This is a genomic window from Rhodococcus spelaei (assembly GCF_006704125.1).
Taxonomy (GTDB): domain Bacteria; phylum Actinomycetota; class Actinomycetes; order Mycobacteriales; family Mycobacteriaceae; genus Rhodococcus_G; species Rhodococcus_G spelaei.
Window position 1 is genome coordinate 257778 of record NZ_VIGH01000001.1, and the last position, 19685, is coordinate 277462.

The window sequence follows — 19685 nt, forward strand, 5'->3', positions numbered from 1 at the left end:
CCTCCGGTGCGAGATGTGACCGTGATCACTACACGAGAGCCACCTCTGCGGTGGTTCCGCTCAGGAGGTATGCAGTGCGCATTTCCCTTCCCCGTCGCCTCGCGACACCGTTGATCGCGGCCACCGCCGCAGCCGGGCTGATGCTCGGCGTGACGAACGGCATCGCCGCGGCCGCGGATCCGCCGCCCGCGTGGTCGGGCGACCAGTCGGCGGACAACCTCGGGTGGAACCTGAGCCTGTCCGCCGTGAACGGGGCCGCGGTCGACCGTGCCCAACCGGGTGTCAACGTCGTCCACCCGGGCGACACCGTCACCTACACCGCCAAGATCTGGAAGAAGTCCGGCATCGGCCGGTACATGACCAGTATCCGGCAGATCCGGCCCGCCGGTTTCGAGTACGTCTCGAACACGGTGAGCAAGCAGTCGACCGTCACCAACGAGGGCACCGCGGGCGTCAAGGCGGTCTGCGCCGGGGGCGGCTGCAGTTCGGTGCCGATCCTGGGCACCAAGGGCTACCTCGACAACGTGGACTTCGCTGTCACCTACAAGATCCCGACGACCCAGGCCTTCGGCGACTACAACGCCGGATTCGTGTTCGACGTCTACGCGTTCTCCACTCAGTCGGGCGCCAACCCGGCCGGCGCGTGGGTGCGTGTCGTCGACCCCGCCGTGAGTACCACCACCGACCTGCAAGCGCCCGCCACCGCGAAGACCGGTGAGACCGTCACGCTGACCGCGAACGTCGGGCCGGCGAACTCGGTCGGTACGGTGCAGTTCAAGGACGGCGCCACCAATATCGGTGGCCCGGTGTCCGTTTCGGGTGGCGTCGCCATCCGCTCGCACATCTTCGACACCGTGGGCCCGCACTCCATCACCGCGGCGTTCACCGCGGGCGCGGGCTTCCACGACTCGGTGTCCGGTGCCAAGACCGTCGACGTCACCGCCGACACCACCACCACGCTGCAGGTCCCGGCCACCGCGGTCGTCAACGCGGACGTCGACCTGACCGCCACCGTTTCCCCGGCCAACGCCGCGGGCCAGGTTCAGTTCAAGGACGGCGACGCGACCCTCGGCGCCCCCGTCGACGTGGCGAACGGCACGGCCAAACTGACCAAGAAGTTCGACGCGGCCGGCACACACAGCTTCACCGCGGTGTTCACCGGTGCCCCCGGCTACAACGGCTCCACTTCAGCGCCCGCGCCGCTGACCGTGAAGGACGCCGACTGGGGCACCACCACCACCGTCCTCGAGCCGGTCACCGCGACCGTCGGCACCCCGGTGAACCTGTCCGCCACCGTCGGCCCGATCCCGACCGGTGGTGACGTGAAGTTCCGCGTGGACGGCGTCGAGGTCGGCACCGCGCCGGTCGGCACCGGTGACGGCGTCGCGATCCTGTCGCACACCTTCACCACTGCCGGCACCGCCAAGGTCGTCGCCGAGTTCGTGGGCACGGCGGGCTTCACCGGTTCCACCTCGGCCGCGTTCGACGTGACGGTCAAGGCGCCCGACACCCGCGAGGCCACCACCACCGCGCTCGCGGTCACCGGCAACGCCGCTGTGGGACAGGCGATGACCTTCAAGGCCACCGTTGCCCCGGCCGGAGCCAACGGCACCGTGCAGTTCAAGTCCGGTACCACCGCGATCGGTGCCCCCGTTCCGGTCGTCAACGGCGTCGCCAGCCTGACGCACACCTTCGACACGGCCGGCACCTACGGCGTCACCGCCAGCTTCGTCGGTGGCGACGGGTTCAAGGACTCCGTCTCCGGTCCCACCGTGGTGAACGTGGCCGCCGCGGGCACCCCGGGCGGCGGCAGCCTCGACACCGGTTCGCTGACCAACCTGTTCGGCAGCTAGCCACCCACCACCCACGACCGGTCCCGGGGCGTGACGAGTGCACGCCCCGGGTCCGGGTGGGCCCAGACTTTCCCTCATTCGTAGGAGAATTCATGCAGAACAAGAGAATTCGCCGGTTAGCGACACCGATCACCGCGGGTGCCGTCGTCGGCATCACCGTGTTCGGTGGCGTGCCCGCCCAGGCTGCCCCGACCACCACGACCTTCACGGCCTCCTGCCTGGCGACTCCGTCCGCAGTCGCCGGTCCGACCGTGCAGTCGCAGCCGTCCTCGGTGACCGTCGATGCGCCGGCCGTGGTGAACGCCGGCGACCAGTTCGACGTCGTCATCGCACCGCCGCCGATCACGTACCCGAACTCGGTGTCCGGGGCGTCCGTGCAGAACGTCTCGCGGGTCAAGATCGACGTCGAGGTCCCGCAGAACGCCGACTACCTCGGTGCGGAAATTGTTCCCGGGACCGGCTCCGGCCTCAGCGGTGTGGCTCCGAACCTGTTGCGGGTCAACGAGAACGGCGTCGTCGACCCGAACGGGACCATTCTTCGCCTGTCGGGCAACAACGCGACCATCGGAAACGGCCCGAACTCCAGCAAGAACTCCGAGGGCGGCATCGTCGCGAAGGCGTCGTCCGGTTCGGACACCACATTCCAGTTGCCTCAGGTCAAGGCGCATCTCAAGGCGGGTGCTTCCGGAAACGTCGACCTCAAGTTGCGCACCAGCGGCGACGCGGGGGCGTGGGCCAACGACAAGAACTTCCTGACCTTCCTGCCGAAGGCCACCCTCGTCATCACCGCCTGGGCGCCGACCCAGTGCACCCCCCGTGACAGTCAGACCGCACCTCTCAACGTCGGTGCCGGCCCGCTCGCGACGGTCAAGATCCAGGAAGCCGACAAGGCGACCACCACGACGCTGACCGGACCGGCCGCGGCGAAGAACGGCACCCCGATCACGTTGACTGCCAACGTCGCTCCCGGCGCGAATGCCGGCACCGTGCAGTTCAAGGACGGCGGCGTGCCGCTCGGTGGCGCAGTGACTGTCGCGAACGGCAGTGCCTCGATCTCGCCGACCTTCACCACCGACGGGGACCACTCGATCACCGCCGAGTACTCCGGAGCCACCGGCTTCCTCGCGTCCACCTCGGCCGCCAAGGTCGTCAAGGTGACCACCGACGCGCCTCCGGACGCGACCACCACCACGACGGTGACGGCGCCGAACAACGCCAAGGTCGGACAGGACGTGAACCTCACCGCGAAGGTCGACCCGGCGGGTAGCGGGGGCACGGTGAACTTCGTCGTCGATGACGGCGCCCCCATTCCGGGGATGGTCGGCACGGACGGCGTGGCGGTCGCGCCGTACACCTTCACCACCACCGGCACTCACAAGGTCGTCGCGAAGTTCACCGGCGGGGCGGGATTCGCGCCGTCCACCTCGCTCGCCTTTCCGGTGAGCGTCACCACGCCCGCTCCCGCGGATGTGGACACCACGACCACGCTGGCCCCGCTCGGCACGGTCGAGAAGAACGTCCCGGTGGTGCTCAAGGCGACGGTCGCCCCGGCCAACGCCAGGGGCACGGTGCAGTTCAAGATCGGTGACGCGCTGATCGGCGGACCGGTCGACGTGGTCGACGGCGTCGCGACCCTGCCGACGACGTTCGTCAACTCCGGTACGTACAACGTCACCGCGGAGTTCACCGGCGCGGCCGGGTTCACCAGCTCGGCCGCGGCGCCGCAGACGCTGACCGTGCCCGGTGCGACCGGCCCCGGTGACGGGGGCGGTGGATTCGGCAGCCTCGAAAGCCTCTTCGGTTCGTCCAAGTAGGGCCCAGTCCACAGCGGGGTGCGCCGCCGGTCCAGGCCGGCGGCGCACTCGTGCGCCGGGTCAGACTCCTGCGGTGAGGGCGACCGTGAGTGGGACGGCGGTGAGGAAGCAGACGGCGGCCACGAACAGGGCGATGACGATGCCGCGGTGCCAGCGGCCGCGGACACCGCTCGCGGCGGTCACGAACAGGACGAATCCCACGCAGACCGAACCGATGGTGAGGATCACGGGGGCGTCGACCATGCTCCGATTCTGCCCGGGACGATCGAACGGGCCGGATGCGGCCACCGGCAGGTGTCCGTCATTCGATCGATAGGCGTGCGAATTATCCGGCCGCTGAGGTAACGTTCCTTCACCGTTTGTGCATCAGTTCGACACATTCCGATGCCACCATGACCTGGTAGTTCGGACGGATTCGCAAGATTTTTGGGGGGCCATACTCATGCGTTTGAAGAAGCTGTCGGCCATCGTGGCAGCCTGTGCCGCGACCGCCACCGGAATGCTCGTTTCCGGCGCCGTGGCGCAGGCGTCCCCGGCCGGGGACTGCCCGAGCCTGTACGTGGTGGCCGTGCCCGGTACCTGGGAGACGTCCACCAAGGCCGACAAGCAGCCGACGCCCGGCATGTTGGCCCAGGTCACCGACCGCCTGGGCGGGGCGAACATCCGCTCCGACTACGTCACCTACGCCGCGACCGCGTTCCCCTGGGAGGGCGACGTGTACGGGGCGTCGAAGAAGCAGGCGACGGACAACGCTCGCGGGATGCTCGAGGCGATGCAGCAGCGGTGTGCGGGCACCCGATTCGCGATCATCGGCTACAGCCAGGGCGCCGACGCCGCGGGTGACCTCGCCTCCGAGATCGGGACCGGCACCAGCACCATCCGGCCGGAGAAGATCGCGGGCGTCGGCCTGCTGTCGGATCCGCGCCGCTCGGAGACCGACGCGTTGATCGGACCGCGGGTGTCGGGCAACGGCGCCGGCGGACCGCGGCTCGGCGGATTCGGGTGGATCAGCGACCGCACCGTGACGTTCTGCGCCCCCGGCGACCTGTACTGCTCCACCGAGCGCACCGACTTCGTCACCCGGCTTGCGGGCGCCGCCGCGGTCAACTCGGATCCGGGTTCCTCGGACTCGCCGAACTACGTGCCGGAGGTCGGGGCCATCTGGCAGGACCTGCTGGGCGCGGGCGGGATCCCGACCCTGCAGAACCAGCTGAGCGAGCAGGCGAACGGGCAGCGCGTCGACCAGCTCGAGCAGTTCTACGGCTCGGGCGTGCACCAGAGCTACTGGCACTACACCGTCGACGCCGCGGGGAACACACCCGGCACCTGGCTCGCGGGCTGGCTGCGGGCCAAGGCCTGAATCCGCTCACGCCGCTGCCCGTGTAGCGGACTCCCCGACGACCGTCAGCGGTGTCGGGGCAGCAGGTCCCGCACGTGCCCCGTCTCGTTCACCGAGGCGGGGCGGGCGTTGCCGTTGCGGGACACCAGGATCCGCGTCACCGAGGCGTAGTCGACGGGGAAGGTCAGCGGTCGGTCGAGGCCGAGCAGGTGCTGCAGGTACACGTTGACGACGCCCCCGTGCGCGACCACCGCGACCGTGTCGTCGTGGTCGGCGGCCGCGATCACCCGGTCGATCCCGTTCAGGACCCGGGACCGGAAGGCGGACGCGTCGACGAAATCGGGAAGGTACCCGGCGAGAATCCTGGCGTAGGCCTCGGGCGCGATCTGCTTGGCCTCGTGGATCGGCACGTAATCCGATCGGCCGTAGTCGTATTCGGCGAGGTCGGGGTCGGCGGTGACGGGCAGACCGCGTGCGGTCGCGAGTGGTGCCGCGGTCTCCCGTGCGCGACGCTGTGGGCTGCTGACGATCGCCGAGATCGGGTACGCGGCCAGGGCCTCGGGCAACCTCGCCGCCTGGGCGTGTCCCTCCGGAGTGAGGCCGGGGTCGGCCCCGGCAGGGGAGTCGGCGGTGAGGATGCGCTCGGGCAGCGCATGGCGGATCAGGAGCAGTTGCACCGGTTCACACTGTCATGCCCGCGATCAGGGCGGCCACCGCGGCAGGGCGGTCGATCATCGCGGTGTGCCGGGCGGGTCGCAGTATCTCGAGCCGGGCGCCCAGGTCCGCGGCGAGGCGACGTTGGGTCCGCAGCCACGCCGGCGACCACGGCAGGCCCTGGTCGGCGGCGACGACGAGGGTGTCGGGCAGGGGTCCCACCCCGCGAATCGACGCCAGTTCCGCGGGCAGGTCGGTGTAGGCGGCGTTCTCGAGCAGCACCGCGCGCAGGTAGCTCGGTTCGGTGACGATCCGCTCCATCAGCGGGACGGTCGCGGCGTCCGGCTCGCTCTGGTGCGCGAGCCGGTGCACGGTGGGTGCGCACAGTCGCTGCAGTCCGCTGCGGGATGCGACCGCGGCCGCTGCCGTCGCCAGGCCGTACCGCCATCGAGACGGCAGCGCGGGTTGCCGGGGCGGCTCCACGCTCGCGTCCAGGAGCACCAGACCCGACGCACGGTCGCCGTGCAGTCGGGCGAAGGCCTCCGCGTACCAGCCGCCCATCGAGTGCCCGACGATCAGCACCGGGTCGACGACCCCGACCGCGTCCAGCACCGCGCAGATCCGCTCCGCCTCGCCGCGGACCGTCGGCGGTCGGCCGGTCGGGGCGCTGAGGCCGAACCCGGGACGGTCGAATCGGATCACCGTGTGGTCGGGTTCGAGCGCGCGTGTGACCGCGTCCCAGTCGAACCAGTTGCCGGCGAGGCCGCCGCACACCAACACCGGCGGTCCGCCGCCGTCCACGACGACGTGCAGTTTCGACCCGTTGACCTGCAGAAACCTGCCGGATGGTTTCACGTGGAACCTTGCCGCCACTGTCTCGCGGCGATCGCGGCCAGGTACACGATCCACCCGGTGACGGCGATGAGCTGCAGTCGTTGCGCGTAGCCGAGCAGCCACACCTCGTCGCCGCGTCCGTCCATGTCGATGGCGAACAGGGTCCACGCGTTGCCGACCATGTACACCACGACCACCGCCACTCCGGACCATCGGGTCCAGCGCGGCCAGCCGTAGCGGAAGGCGGCGATGATGAACGCGAACACCGAGACCGCGGCGGCGGTCGCCGCGATCGTGCTGGTCGACGCGTGCAGGAAGCGGGACTCGTCGAGCAGGCCGGCCTGTTCGCGCGCGGCGCATGCGGCACTGGCGTGAGCCGCGCAGTCCAGCGGCATCCGCGAGTCCAGGATCGTCGAGACTGCGAAGACGCCGAGGCCGATCCAGCCGATCGTGGTCAGCAGTCGTCGCGGCCGCAGCCACAACGCCAGCAGGGCCGCGATGGTCAGCACGATGCCGGTGAGAAGGTCGCCGGTGCGATAGAAGAGACCCCACGGCTGGTCCAGCGCGGCGAGTTCGCTGGCGTAGGCCCGTGACTGATCGAGGTGCGAGCTCAGGAACCATCCCAGCATCCACGTCGAGTACAGGATCGGGCCGAGCGCCAGCAGCGCGACCAGTACCGCCCGGCCGGTTCGCTGCGGATCCGCGGTGACGGACGTCGACGGGGACGTCATCTCGTCGATCACTGGCGTGGCTTCGCGAGCGGGAAGGCCAGGGTCTCGCGGATGCTGCCGCCGGTGATCAGCATGACCACTCGGTCCACGCCCATCCCGAGGCCGCCGGTCGGCGGCATCGCGTGTTCGAGCGCCTGCAGGAAGTCCTCGTCCAATTCCATTGCCTCCTCGTCGCCGCCCGCGGCCAGCAGCGATTGTTCGGTCAGTCGCGCGCGCTGGTCGACCGGGTCGGTCAGCTCGCTGTAGGCGGTGCCCAGCTCGATGCCCCACGCCACCAGGTCCCACTTTGCCGCAACTCCGGGGATGGTCGGATGCGGCCTGGTCAGCGGCGACATCGAGGTCGGGAAGTTCGTGTAGAAGGTCGGGAACTCGGTGTGGTCCTCGACCAGGTGCTCGTACAACTCCTGCGCTACCGCGCCGGCATCCCAGCCAGGCTGGTGCGGGATCTCGTGCTTGTCGCACAGTCGGCGCAGCTCGTCGACCGGGGTCTGCGGCGTGACCTCGACGCCGAGCTTCTCCGCGATCGCCCCGTGCATGGTCTTGACCGGCCACGTACCGGAGATGTCGACCTCGACCAGTTCGCCGTCCGGGCCCGGACGCAGGATGATCTCGCGTCCGTGCGCCGCGACCGCCGCCGCCTGGATGAGCTCGCGGCACAGGTCCATCATCCGTTCGTAGTCGCTGTGCGCCTCGTAGGCCTCGAGGATCGTGAACTCCGGGTTGTGCTTGAAGTCGACGCCCTCGTTGCGGAACACCCGGCCGATCTCGAACACCCGCTCCATGCCCGCCACGCACAGCCGCTTCAGGTAGAGCTCGGGCGCGATCCGCAGGTACAGGTCGAGGTGGTAGGCGTTGATGTGGGTGAGGAACGGCGCCGCGTTCGCGCCGCCGTGCACCTGCTGCAGGATCGGCGTCTCGACCTCCAGGTACTGCCGCGCGGTCAGGGTGTCGCGGAGGGACTTGACCACCGCGCTGCGCGCGACGAGCAGGTCACGCGCCTCGGCGTTGATGGCGAGGTCCACGTACCGCTGCCGAACTCGGGTCTCGGGATCGGACAGGCCCTTCCACTTGTCCGGCAGCGGATGCAGGCATTTGCCGTTCATCCGCCACTCCGCGGCGAGCAGGGACAGCTCGCCCTTGCGGCTGCGGCCGATGGTGCCGCTCACCTCGATGAGGTCGCCGAGGTCGAAGTCGGCGGTGAACTCGTCGAGCCGATCGCCGACGTCGGCTCTGTCGAAGAGGACCTGGACATCGCCCGACCAGTCCCGCACCACGGCGAACGCGACGCCGCCGTACGAGCGAATTCGCATAAGCCGTCCCGCGATCCGCACCCGGGTGCCCTCCGGCGAGCCGGCGGCCGCGGCGACGGTGTGGGTCGGCGGGTACGCCACCGGATAGCCGTCGATGCCCGCCTCGGTGAGCCGGGCCAGCTTGTCCATCCGCACCCGGACCTGCTCGGGTCGGCGCGGCCCGCTCACCTCGGTGACGTCGGTGATCGGGAGGTCGGGTGCACTGCCGTCCTCGTGCAGGGCCACCGTCGCGGCCATCGCCGCAGGTACCGCCTCGTGCACGCCGGTGTGTTTGCTGACGTCCCGCCGGCGCAGCCTCGGCAGGGTCACGAACCCCTCGGCCACCGCCGATGCCACGCCCACCTTGGGCAGCACGCGACTGTCGGAGAAGCACAGGTACCGCGGGGCCCATTCGGGCTGGTACTTGACATTGGAGCGGTACAGCGCCTCGAGTTGCCACCACTTGGAGAAGAACACCAGCACCGAACGCCACACGCGCAGTACCGGTCCCGCGCCGATGCGGGCACCCTCCTCGAACACGGTGCGGAATACCGCGAAGTTCAGCGAGATCTTGGTGACGCCGAACTTGTCCGCCCCGGTCGCGAGGTCGCTGACCATCAACTCCACGACCCCGTTGGGCGCCATCGGGTTTCGGCGCATCAGGTCGAGGGAGACGCCGGTGTTGCCCCACGGCACCAGCGACAGCATGCCTTGCACGCCACCGTCCTCGTCGACGGCCTCGACCAGCATGCAGTCGCCGTCGGCCGGGTCGCCCAGCCTGCCGAGCGCCATCGAGAAGCCGCGCTCGGTCTCGGTGTCGCGCCACGCGTCGGCGCGGGTGATCGCCTGAGCCATCTCCTCCGGCGGGACGTCGCGGTGCCGGCGGATCCGCACCGAGATGCCGTGTTTGCGAACGCGATTCACCGCCTGGCGGACCTGGCGCATCTCACGGCCGCCCAGGTTGAAGTCGCGAGTGTGCAGGATCGCCTCGTCGCCGAGGCCGAGCACGGTCAGTCCGGCCCGGTTGTACGCGGTGGCGCCGAGCTCGCTGGCCCCCATCACGGCGGGCGTCCAGCCGTAGGTCGAGGCGAGGTCCATCCAGGCGTCGACGGCGTGCGGCCAGGCCTCCTCGTCGCCGATCGGGTCTCCGCTGGCCAGGCACACACCGAGCTCCACCCGGTAGGTGACGGCGGCCTTGCCGCTCGGGGCGAACACCACCGCCTTGTCGCGGCGGGTGGCGAAGTATCCCAGCGAGTCGTCGGCGCCGTAGCGGGCGAGCAGTCCGCGCAGTGCGGATTCGTCGTGACCGGTGAGCGCGTTCGTGGAGCGCTGCGACCGGAACAGGGTGATGACCGCGGCGAGCAGGGCGAGCGCGCCGAACAGGCCGAGCAGCGTGTTGACGAAACCGTGTGTGCGACCGTCGAACTGCTCGTTGCCGACGACCACGACGCCCGCGACCCGGTTGATCGACCACAGCAGTCGCTGGTGCTGCGGCAGGGTGCCGGGGAACAGTTCGACCAGCGCCCAGCCGAGCAGGGTGCCGACGGCGAGCCCGGCGACCAGGACGCCGAGCGCCTTCCAGCCGGCACCGCGTCGCACCCGCGTGTAGAACTGCGGTCGTGAGGCGAGGAGTACGGCGGCGACCGCGAGGTGCACGACGAGCGCCCCGACGGCGTTGAGGTCGCGGTCGACGGCCACCTGCGCCACGTTCACCAGGCAGAACAGGAGTACGTAGATCGTGAGCAGCCACCAGGCGATCCGCTTGCGGCTGGCGAGCGCGGCCGCGAGCAGGGCGAGTACCAGTGCCCACGCGAAGCTGGTGTCCGGCGCGTCGAGGTAGTAGGCGTCGAGGTACTCGCGGGGCACCCGGGTCAGGTAGCGCAGTACCGGCGACAGGCTCCACAGGAACACCAGGATCGAGATGATCCCGACCACGAGTCCCGCGATGTGCGGCACCTCGCTCAACCGCCCGTTCGGCGGTTTGCCGAGAGCGCGGGCCGGTGGCCGGACGGGACCGCCCGGCGGTTGACTTGTCGTGGTCGGCATCATGTACCCAGTGTGAAGGGTTCCGCCGGGAGGTGGGGGATGATGGGCCCATGCCTGCCCCCGAAGACGTGCCGATCCGCGACGAGTCCATTCGGCTCGGCCAGTTCCTGAAACTGGCCAACCTGATCGACTCCGGCGCGGAGGCGAAGGGGGTCATCGCGGACGGACTCGTCAGTGTCAACGGCGAGCCGGAGGTGCGCCGCGGCCGGCAACTGCACGCGGGCGACGTCGTGGAGATCGGTGGCATGAGCGCCCGGGTCGCGCACGAGTAGCTGTCCGATTGCCCGGTTGGTTCGCCGAGTGTGCAGTTTTCGTCACGTCCTCTCGAGCGATGCCCCGGCAGGTGCACTCTCGGGGCGGTCGGGTGGACCACGCGAACAGCGCTCGCTCGGCTCTGTTCCCGGCTCGGCCGTGGTGCTTAACTGGTAGGGCTAGCCGCGTCTTTCCGAAGGGCGGGTACGCCATGTGGAAGAAACAGAGTGTGCGAGTCCTGGTCGCCGTCGCCGCGGTGCTGCTGTTCGGTGCGGGCAACGCGGCTCGAGCGGCGCCCGCCGCCGACGGGTTCGGAACGCAGGCCGGTGACACTCCCGTGGCCGTCGCGAACGTCACGACGCACCAGTTCACCGTCGACATCGGCGGCGTGGTCAAGGCGATGCCGGCGTCGATGGGCAAGCCCGGCCACGAGACTCCGCTCGGCACCTTCCACGTCCTCGAGAAGTTCCGCAGCATGGTGATGGACTCGTCGACCTACGGCGTGCCCGTGGACTCTCCGGAGGGGTACCGGCTCGAGGTCGAGTACGCGGTCCGGATCACCTGGAGCGGCATCTTCGTGCACTCCGCCCCGTGGTCGGTCGACTCGCAGGGCTACGCGAACGTCAGCCACGGGTGCATCAACCTGAGCCCCGAGAACGCCCGCTGGTTCTTCGACAACGTCAACGTGGGTGACGCTGTCACCGTGGTGGATTGAGCCGAACCGGGGTCAGTCCTCCGCGCGGACGACGACGCCGTCGTGATCGCTGTAGACCATCTCGCCGGGGTTGAAGGTCACGCCACCGAACGAGACCGGGACGTTCTTCTCGCCGGAGCCGGTCTGCGTGCTCTTACGGGGGTTGGTGCCCAGTGCCTTGATGCCGATGTCGAGGGTCCGCAGGATCGCCGAGTCGCGGACGGCGCCGTTGACGATCACGCCCGCCCAGCCGTTGGACACGCCCTTGCCGCCGATGATGTCGCCGACCAGCGCGGTGTGGACGCTCGCGTCGCCGTCGACGACGAGCACGCCGCCGTTGCCCGGCTCACCGAGGGTCTGCTTGACGAGCAGGTTGTCCTGGAAGCACTTGATGGTGGTGACGCGGCCGGAAAAGACTGCGTTGCCACCGAACTGGATGAACTGAGTGTCACAGCTACGGATGTCGGGGCCGATCTCGTCGGCCAGGTCGGCGGTGGCTACCTGCTCACTCATGCATGTTCCCTTCGTCTACGGACGGCAACAGCCTAGCCAGCCTGGCCCCGACCGTGGCGCTGCTCGTAGTCGTCGCGGGTGCGCTCGACCCGGCGCTGCGCCTTCTCGTTGAGCAGTTCCGGGTCGAGACCGTGCGCGAGCAGGCGGTGCCTGCGGTAGATGTTCATCAGCGCGATCGCGAAGTACAGCACCGGGAACAGCAGCAACGCCATCATCGCCAGCGGAATCCAGCGCTCGCCCGGGATCAGGAAGTAGAACGCCACGAACAGCGGGATCAGCGGCACCGTGAACCGCACCACATAGCGCAGCGAGGCGCCCCGGCCGACGAGGTCCTCGCGTACCCAGTCCTGCATGGAATCGGGCAGAGTCCGACCGAACAGGTAACCGAGGTACTGGCCGAAACTGGGTTTGCGCTGGTCGGGCATGAGTACAGCGTAGGACTCCGGAGCGGCTTCACAGTTCGCGGCCCGAACGGCGGTTGTCGCGCGTTCGGGCCACAGACTGTGAGAGAAATCCGGACTACCCGTGGCGCGCGGCGTTCGCGACGATCGCGTCGTGCAGGTACTGCGCCAGCCCGGCCGCGACGTCGTCGTAGTGCCGACGGAACCGCTCGTCGGCGACGTACATCTGCGCGAGGTTCACCTGCATGTCGTAACCACAGTCGTAGTGCCTGCGGATGCTCTCGAGGTGACGGTCGGCCAGCGCCGCCGCCCGGTCCGAGTCCGCGGCCGCACCCTCGGCCAACGCTGCCGCGAAGTCCGCCTCGAGGGCGTCCGTCTCGGCCTTGATCTGTTGCCAGTCGTCCTTGGTCCACTTGGCCGACCGGGCCTGCGACTGCTTCCAGGCGTCGGTGTCGCCCCAGCGCTGCTCGGCCTCGGCGGCGTACTCCTCGCCGGGCCAGTTGTCGCCGAAGATCTCGCGCTGCTCTGCTGGGGTCAGCTGGATACCCATCTGTTTCGCCTCCATCATCTTCTCCACGGCCGCGGCCATCCGATGCAAGCGATCGATCCGCTGCTCCAACAGCTCGCGCTGTCGCCGCAGGTGCGCCAGGGCGTCCACGGACGGATCGTCGAGGAGGGTCGCGATCTCCTCGAGGGGGAAGCCGAGCTCCCGGTAGGTCAGCACCTGGTGCAGGCGTTCGACGTCGGCAGCCGAGTAGCTGCGATAGCCGGACGGCGTGCGACCCGACGGCGCGACCAACCCGATCTCGTCGTAGTGGTGCAACGTCCGCACGCTCACCCCGACCAGCCGGGCGACCTCGCCGACGGTCAGCCGGGACTCCCTGTTCTCGCTCACACCGGTCACCGTGCAGCCTCCCGTCGCGTGAGGGTCAAGCCCGGATCCAGTGTGCCGCTCGCACCGGGTCCGCCGGCCGTCAGCGGGCCCGGCGGGTCCATTTCCTCCGCCTACGTCCCGCTGCGGGACTGTCGCCGCTGCCTGGCGTTGGCCAGCCCGACCGCCGCTCGAAGGACCTGCGGCGCCCGCCGGGCGGTGCGGATGATCGCCCGGTCGACCAGGGTGGGGCGCGGCGCCTCAGCAGGTGTCGCCGGGTGTTCGACCGTGTCGAGGGCGTAGATCCGCCAGCGACCCGGGACGCCCTTGAGGGTGTGTTCGCCGCGGTCGTCGAACCTCAGTCCGGATCCGACGACGAGGTCGCGGGCCGTCCGTGACACCAGAACCTCACCGGGACCGGCGGTCGCGCAGATGCGGGCCCCGATGTGCACGGTCATTCCGGTGAGGTCGGGCCCGGCGCGCTGTACCTGACCGGTATGCACCCCCGCACGGACCTCGATGCCGAGACCGTGCGCCTGCTCGCAGATCCGTCGCGCACAGCGGACTGCCGCCGCCGGGGACTCGAACACGCTGAAAGTGCCGTCTCCCGCGACGTTGACGAGTTGCCCGCCGGCTTCTTCGACGCAGGACCGCACCTGGCGTTCGTGGGCCGCGCGCAGGTCCCGGTAGGCGACGTCGCCGATCCGGGCCAGTGCCTCCGTGGACGCCACCACGTCCGTGAACAGCACGGAGGCGAGGAAACGGTCGGCATCGGGTGCGCGGTGCACGCCGGTCGCCACCTCCTCGACGTGATCGACGATCGGAAGCCATGCCTCGCCGAGCGAGGCCCCCGGCGGGGCGGGCGCGAGCACGTGGAAGCTGCCGTGCGGGATCTGCTCGGCGACCCAGCGCGCGGCGCCCCGCGAGACGGGACTGGCCGGGACGAGCAGCGCGCGTGCGGGGCACTGAATCAGGGGCAGCGCGTGCGAATAGTCAAGTCGGAACATCCATTCCAGGTGGGCCTGTGCGGTAGTCGGTGTGGCCGAGCAGCGTTCGAGCATGCCCATCAACCGCCTGTTGAAGGTCGAATCCACGGCCGGGTCCCACATCCGAGCGCTCCCTCCGGAACCCCAGTGCGCGGCCGCCGAGCGCCAGCCGCGGACGAAGGCATCGACGTCGGTGGGATCCCAGCCGTGCGGGTGGTGGCGGCCCCCGATCAGGCGCTCCGCGGTCGGCTGGACGAGGACGAGCCCGGCCACCCGCTCGGGCGCCCGGGCGGCGAGTAGCGCCAGTGCCCCGCAGGTGCTGGCGACCCCGACCATGGTGGCCCGGCGCATCCCGATCTCGTCCATCACGGCCAGGACGTCGTCGGCCTGCTCGTCGAGGGTCGGCGCGCGCTCGACCGGGTCGGACAGTCCGAAACCGCGACGCTGGAAGAAGACGCTGCGGGCGAACGTGCCGCCGCGCTCCATCAGGTAGTGGATCTGCGGGTCGGTCCACATCAGGTCGAGATGCAAGTTGATCTCGAAGAAGTACACCACCTCGGCCTCGCCCCGGCCCACGACCTGGTAGGCGAGCGCGTGACCGTCGCGCTCGACGTACCTGGTCCCCGGCGGGTCCATTCCCCCAGGCTAGTCGCCCCGCCGGCCGGCGGGCCGTCGGAGCGGCGCACCTACGCGGAACTCGAGCGGCGGTCGAACCGGCTCGCGCACCACCTGCAGTCGGTCGGGGTGCGGCCCGGGCAGCACGTCGGTGTGCACATGCGCAACTGCATCGAGTACGTCGAGTGCCTGCTCGCCTGAATGAAGATCCGGGCCGTCCCGATCAACGTCAACTACCGGTACACGGACGCCGAACTTGTCTACCTGTACAACAATTCGGAGATGGTCGCGCTCGTCGTCGAGGACGAGTACCTGCTGACCGCGACCGCCGCGCTGCCGCAGTGCCCCGGTGTGCGGCACCTGGTGGTGGTCGGCGGCGAGCAGTCGGGTGGTGATGTCGTCGGCTACGAGTCGGCACTGGCGGCACAGCCCGACACCCGGGACTTCGCGCCACGCAGCCCCGACGACCATTTCGTCATCTACACCGGCGGCACCACCGGGATGCCGAAGGGTGTGGTGTGGCGACACGAGGACTTCTACTACGCCGCGCTGTCCGGGGCGAACCTCAGCGGTCCGCCCCGGACGAGTCTCGACGAGGTGGTCAGCGCGGCCGTTGCCAACGCCAATCCGACTGTCCTGCTGCTGATTCCGCCGCTGATGCACGGCGCGGCCATCTACTCGCTGCTGACCGCGTTCCTGATGGGCGCCCCTCGTGTGCTGATCCGTGCCTTCGACCCGGTGGAGTGCCTGCGACTGATCGAGGCCGAGCACATCACCGGGATCACCGTGGTCGGGGACGCCATCGCCCGCCCCATCGCCGACGCGATCGTCGCGCACCGCGGCGAGTACGACCTGAGCTCGCTGACGTTGATCGGCTCCGGCGGTGCCCTGTTCTCGCCGCAACTCAAAGACGAACTGCGCGAACTGATTCCGGGACTCGTCATCAAGGACGCCTTCGGCGCCTCGGAGTCCGGAAACGACGGCGTGGTCGAGTTCGGCGCCGACGGGACCAAGCGGATCCGGTCCAACCCGAACATGATGCTCGTCGACGAGCGCGGCATCGCGTTGCCGGCGGGGTCCGGTGAGGCCGGGTACATCGCCCGTCGCGGGCACGTCCCCGTGGCCTACTACAACGACCCCGAGAAGACCGCCGCGACGTTCCGGGTGGTCGACGGGGTGCGGCTCGCCGTGCTCGGGGACCTGGGCCGGATGGAGGCCGACGGCACGATCGTGCTGCTCGGCCGCGGGTCGATGTGCATCAACACCGGCGGCGAGAAGGTGTTCCCTGAGGAGGTCGAGCAGGCGCTCAAGACGCATCCGGCCGTGCTCGACGCGCTGGTGGCCGGGGCGCCCGACGCCCGCTTCGGCGAGAGGGTCGCGGCGATCGTGCAGCTGCGCGAGGACGTCGGCGCCGACCCGGACGAGATCGCCGAGCACTGCCGCGCCCACGTCGCCGGGTACAAGATCCCGCGGTCGGTCGTGGTCGTGCCCTCGATCCGGCGCTCGCCGAGCGGCAAGGCCGACTACCGGTGGGCCAAGGAGATGGTCGCGCAGACGTAGGAGGAACCCCGGCGTTGTTTCCCGAATGGCCCATCCGGTCGGTCCAAGTGACTGGATGGGCCATTCGGGAAAGTGGTGCGGGGTAGTCGGACACCCCTGTGACGGCGGACACCAACGCGGTAGGTTGTCTGTAACCGCAAAAACTACTAACCAGTAGGGGTAAGAAATGCCTGCTCCGTCCGCCGCGACCTTCGCACGGCTCGCCGAACTGATCGCCATTCCCGACGCGGCGAACCGGCCGACGCGCCCGGTCGTCGAGGCCTTCACCGGCCGGGAGCTGGCCACCGTCCCCGTCGGCACCGCCGACGACGCGAAGGCCGCCATCGAACGGGCCCGCGTCGCCCAGCGGGAGTGGGCCCGCCGTTCGCCTGCCGACCGCGCCCGCATCTTCCACCGCTACCGCGACCTGGTGCTCGAGAACCGCGACGCCCTGATGGACATGGCGCAGGCCGAGACCGGCAAGTCCCGGTCCTCGGCACTCGAGGAGGTGCTCGACATCTCGATGACCGCCCGGTACTACGCCCGCCTCGCCCCGAAGGCACTCAAGCCCCAGCGCGTGCAGGGCATGCTCCCGGGCCTGACCAAGACCGTCGTCCGGCATCACCCGAAGGGCGTCGTCGGCGTCATCTCGCCGTGGAACTACCCGATGACCCTCGCCGTCTCCGACGCCATCGCCGCGCTGCTCGCCGGCAACGCCGTCGTGATCAAGCCGGACAGTCAGACGCCCTACTGCGCGCTGGCCTGCGTCGAGCTCCTGTACCAGGCGGGACTGCCGCGTGACCTGTTCGCCGTCGTCCCCGGCCAGGGCTCGGTCGTCGGCACCGCCATCGTGGAGAACACCGAGTACCTGATGTTCACCGGTTCCACCGCGACCGGGCAGCTGCTCGCCGAGCAGGCCGGCCGTCGCCTGATCGGTTTCTCCGCCGAACTCGGCGGCAAGAACCCGATGATCGTGACCAAGGGCGCGAACCTGCGCGAGGTCGCCGACGCCGCCGTGCGCGCCTGCTTCTCGAACTCCGGTCAACTGTGCATCTCCATCGAGCGCATCTACGTCGAGCAGCCCGTCGCCGACGAGTTCACCCGGCTGTTCGGTGACCGGGTCAAGAAGATCACCCTCGCACCGGGCTACGAGTTCGGCGTCGAGATGGGCTCCCTGGTGTCCGAGGCACAGGTCAAGACCGTCTCCGGGCACGTCGACGACGCGGTCGTCAAGGGTGCGACGGTGGTCGCGGGCGGCAAGGCCCGTCCCGACCTCGGCCCGCTGTTCTACGAGCCGACCGTGCTCACCGGCGTCACCGACGAGATGGAGTGCGCCCGCAACGAGACGTTCGGTCCGCTGGTCTCGATCTACCCGGTCGCCGACGTGGACGAGGCGATCCGCCGCGCCAACGACACCGAGTACGGCCTCAATGCCAGCGTCTGGGCAGGCAGCAAGGCCGAGGGCGAGGCCATCGCCGCGCAGGTCCGCGCCGGCACCGTCAACGTCGACGAGGGCTACGGCCCGGCCTGGGGCAGTACCGCCGCCCCGATGGGCGGCATGGGTGTCTCGGGTGTCGGTCGCCGTCACGGACCCGGCGGTCTGACGAAGTACACCGAGTCGCAGACGGTCGCGACGACCCGCATCCTCAATCTCGGTGGGCCCAAGGGACTTCCGCCCAAGATCTGGGCGAAGGTGCTGGCGCCGTTCATCAAGACCATGCAGTACCTGCCCGGCCGGTAGTCCGCGCCCGCGGCGCCTGTGCGCGCCGTTCACCCCAGGTGGGGTAAACGGCGCGCACAGTCGGCAGGCAGTCGTCGCGAGCGAATCGCAATGCGGGCTACGAAGGGCCGGAACAGGTCTCAGCGGCTGTCGCGCTCCCGGTCGTACGCCGCGACCACCCGCTTCGGCGCGGTCAGCCGCCAGGCCTCCTCGACGAGCTCGGCCAGCAGGTCCGGCTCCACCAGATCCAGGACCACGTCGACCCAGCCCCACCGTCCGAAGAACGGTGCGACCAGGAACACGTCAGGGTTCTCGTCGATGAGCGCGGCCTGGTCGTCGCGGGTGGCTTTCAGACACACCGTCGGCGCGCCGTGGCCGACGAGCCCGAACATCTTGTTGCGCACCCGGAACGTCGGCTGGTCGCCCCAGTTCGCGACCACCACCTCCTCGGCCTCGGGCAGGGCCAACATCAGTTCGCGCACGAACTTCTCGGAGGGCATGGTTCCTTTCTATCGGCTGCGCCGACCGTGCGCGCGAATTACCCCAATCGGGGTGAACGGCGCGCACGGGCGGCGGAGCCGCTAGGCCGTGGTCGCGAGGGCCGCGGCGAGGCCGAACGCGACTGCCATCGCGACCACGTCGACCACCGCGCGGCGGAGCGAGTCCTCGGCGGTCACCCGGTGCGCGCCCGCGGCGGGCACCCAGCTGCGCCGCCACCGCCAGCCGAGCGCGCCCAAACCGACCAGCGCCACCACCTTCGCCAGCACGATCCGGCCGTACCCGGTACCGACCAGCGAGCCGACGTCGCCGAGCTTGACCGCCGCGTCGACCACCCCGGTCACCGCGAGTACCGCCACGCACCGCCACGCCAGGTCCGAGTAGCGCGGCAGCAGCACCGCCCAGGCGCCGCGCGCCCGCAGCAGCAGTGCCATCGCGGCCAGCGGCCCCAGCCACAGCGCCGCGGCCAGCGCGTGCGCGGCGACGAACACCGACCCGAGCGCCTGCGCGGACATGTGGCCGGTGACGGGCCGGGCGAGCAGCGCGACCGTCGCCAGCACCGCGACCGGCGTGAGCGGCCACCGCGCGTCGCGCCGGAACGCGACCGCCGTGAGCACCGCGATCGCGGCGGTGCAGCCGAGGGTCGCGGCGCCGATCTGCCCGACGCTGATCTCGCCGACGAACCGGCCGAACGCCGTCGACGACAGCGCGGACGCCCCGACCTCGCTGGTCTGGGCGGCCGCCGCGACCAACAGGGCCGCTTCCGCGACCGTCCACGCCCCGGCCAGCGCCGCCAGCGGTCGCCACAGCGCCGACCGCTCGAGCACCGGGCGTCGCTCCGAGCGCTGCAGCCATTCGAGCACCGTCACGCCGAGCACCGTCGCCCCCAGACAGTCCGAGAGCACCCGGATCAGGCTCGACGCCTCCGGGCCGTCCGGGGTGGCCAGCAGCCAGGCCAGCCCGACCCCGGCCAGACCGGCGGGTGCGGCGAGCAGCAGCCACCCCGGCGAGGCACGCCGCGCCGCCGAACCCACCG

The 19685-nt window shown here is 70.1% G+C and carries 16 protein-coding genes and 2 pseudogenes; 7 read left to right on the top strand and 11 right to left on the bottom strand.

Features of this window, described 5'->3' with window-relative positions; all coding sequences use genetic code 11:
• The first annotated feature begins 74 nt into the window (after positions 1-74).
• Positions 75-1853 carry an Ig-like domain-containing protein gene (locus tag FK531_RS01120; RefSeq protein WP_246097754.1) on the top strand — a complete coding sequence of 593 codons (1779 nt, stop codon included), beginning with the start codon at positions 75-77 and terminating at the stop codon, positions 1851-1853.
• Between the two features lie 92 nt (positions 1854-1945).
• Positions 1946-3667: an Ig-like domain-containing protein gene (locus FK531_RS01125; protein WP_142094813.1), complete on the top strand. Its 1722-nt coding sequence runs from the start codon at positions 1946-1948 to the stop codon at positions 3665-3667.
• 60 nt (positions 3668-3727) lie between these two features.
• Here the strand turns inward: FK531_RS01125 and FK531_RS01130 are convergent, their stop codons facing one another.
• The gene (locus FK531_RS01130; RefSeq protein ID WP_142094814.1) at positions 3728-3910 is read right to left on the bottom strand and encodes a hypothetical protein; all 183 of its coding nucleotides are present in this window, start codon (positions 3908-3910) and stop codon (positions 3728-3730) included.
• 199 nt (positions 3911-4109) lie between these two features.
• On the opposite strand from FK531_RS01130, the gene FK531_RS01135 reads away from it, so the two are divergent.
• On the top strand, positions 4110-5027 hold the full coding sequence (locus FK531_RS01135) for a cutinase family protein (RefSeq protein ID WP_142094815.1): 918 nt from the start codon (positions 4110-4112) through the stop codon (positions 5025-5027).
• A gap of 44 nt (positions 5028-5071) precedes the next feature.
• Here FK531_RS01135 and FK531_RS01140 read toward each other — a convergent pair whose 3' ends face one another.
• Genes FK531_RS01140 through lysX form a run of 4 tightly spaced genes read right to left on the bottom strand, consistent with a single transcriptional unit; the run spans position 5072 to position 10560 of the window.
• The gene (locus FK531_RS01140; RefSeq protein ID WP_142094816.1) at positions 5072-5683 is read right to left on the bottom strand and encodes a histidine phosphatase family protein; all 612 of its coding nucleotides are present in this window, start codon (positions 5681-5683) and stop codon (positions 5072-5074) included.
• 4 nt (positions 5684-5687) lie between these two features.
• Entirely contained in the window at positions 5688-6515 is an 828-nt protein-coding gene (locus tag FK531_RS01145) for an alpha/beta fold hydrolase (RefSeq protein WP_246097756.1), read from the bottom strand.
• Positions 6512-7225 (bottom strand): DUF998 domain-containing protein, encoded by a 714-nt coding sequence (locus FK531_RS01150; RefSeq protein WP_142094818.1) that lies wholly within the window; start codon positions 7223-7225, stop codon positions 6512-6514. Before FK531_RS01150 ends, FK531_RS01145 begins: the two co-directional genes overlap by 4 nt.
• 8 nt (positions 7226-7233) lie before the next feature.
• Positions 7234-10560, bottom strand: coding sequence for a bifunctional lysylphosphatidylglycerol synthetase/lysine--tRNA ligase LysX (gene lysX, locus FK531_RS01155; RefSeq protein ID WP_435531009.1), 3327 nt, complete (start codon positions 10558-10560; stop codon positions 7234-7236).
• 50 nt (positions 10561-10610) lie between these two features.
• Between lysX and FK531_RS01160 the strand changes: the two genes are divergently transcribed.
• Together FK531_RS01160 and FK531_RS22580 are read left to right on the top strand one after the other, a co-directional pair.
• Complete coding sequence (locus FK531_RS01160; protein WP_142094820.1) at positions 10611-10832, top strand: RNA-binding S4 domain-containing protein; 222 nt, start codon at positions 10611-10613, stop codon at positions 10830-10832.
• Between the two features lie 299 nt (positions 10833-11131).
• Positions 11132-11527, top strand: a pseudogene (locus FK531_RS22580) (L,D-transpeptidase); the annotation flags it as partial.
• Positions 11528-11539: 12 nt separating this feature from the next.
• Here the strand turns inward: FK531_RS22580 and rraA are convergent.
• The 4 genes from rraA to FK531_RS01185 form a co-directional block, all read right to left on the bottom strand.
• Entirely contained in the window at positions 11540-12019 is a 480-nt protein-coding gene (gene rraA, locus FK531_RS01170) for a ribonuclease E activity regulator RraA (protein WP_142094822.1), read from the bottom strand.
• Positions 12020-12051: 32 nt separating this feature from the next.
• Positions 12052-12444, bottom strand: coding sequence for a DUF5313 family protein (locus FK531_RS01175; RefSeq protein ID WP_142094823.1), 393 nt, complete (start codon positions 12442-12444; stop codon positions 12052-12054).
• Between the two features lie 94 nt (positions 12445-12538).
• On the bottom strand, positions 12539-13315 hold the full coding sequence (locus FK531_RS01180) for a MerR family transcriptional regulator (RefSeq protein WP_246097758.1): 777 nt from the start codon (positions 13313-13315) through the stop codon (positions 12539-12541).
• A 110-nt stretch (positions 13316-13425) separates the two neighbouring features.
• Entirely contained in the window at positions 13426-14913 is a 1488-nt protein-coding gene (locus FK531_RS01185) for an adenylate/guanylate cyclase domain-containing protein (protein WP_142094824.1), read from the bottom strand.
• Here FK531_RS01185 and FK531_RS01190 point away from each other — a divergent pair.
• Together FK531_RS01190 and FK531_RS01195 are read left to right on the top strand one after the other, a co-directional pair.
• Positions 14803-16452 (top strand): annotated as a pseudogene (locus FK531_RS01190) (acyl-CoA synthetase). The gene FK531_RS01185 and the pseudogene FK531_RS01190 overlap by 111 nt on opposite strands.
• A 166-nt stretch (positions 16453-16618) precedes the next feature.
• Entirely contained in the window at positions 16619-18172 is a 1554-nt protein-coding gene (locus tag FK531_RS01195) for a succinic semialdehyde dehydrogenase (RefSeq protein ID WP_142094825.1), read from the top strand.
• A 119-nt stretch (positions 18173-18291) separates the two neighbouring features.
• Here FK531_RS01195 and FK531_RS01200 read toward each other — a convergent pair whose 3' ends face one another.
• Both FK531_RS01200 and FK531_RS01205 read right to left on the bottom strand, forming a co-directional pair.
• Positions 18292-18651 carry an MmcQ/YjbR family DNA-binding protein gene (locus FK531_RS01200; RefSeq protein WP_142094826.1) on the bottom strand — a complete coding sequence of 120 codons (360 nt, stop codon included), beginning with the start codon at positions 18649-18651 and terminating at the stop codon, positions 18292-18294.
• Between the two features lie 81 nt (positions 18652-18732).
• A complete protein-coding gene (locus FK531_RS01205; RefSeq protein WP_246097760.1) occupies positions 18733-19683 on the bottom strand; it encodes a CopD family protein in 951 nt (316 codons plus the stop codon).
• Between the last annotated feature and the right edge of the window lie 2 nt (positions 19684-19685).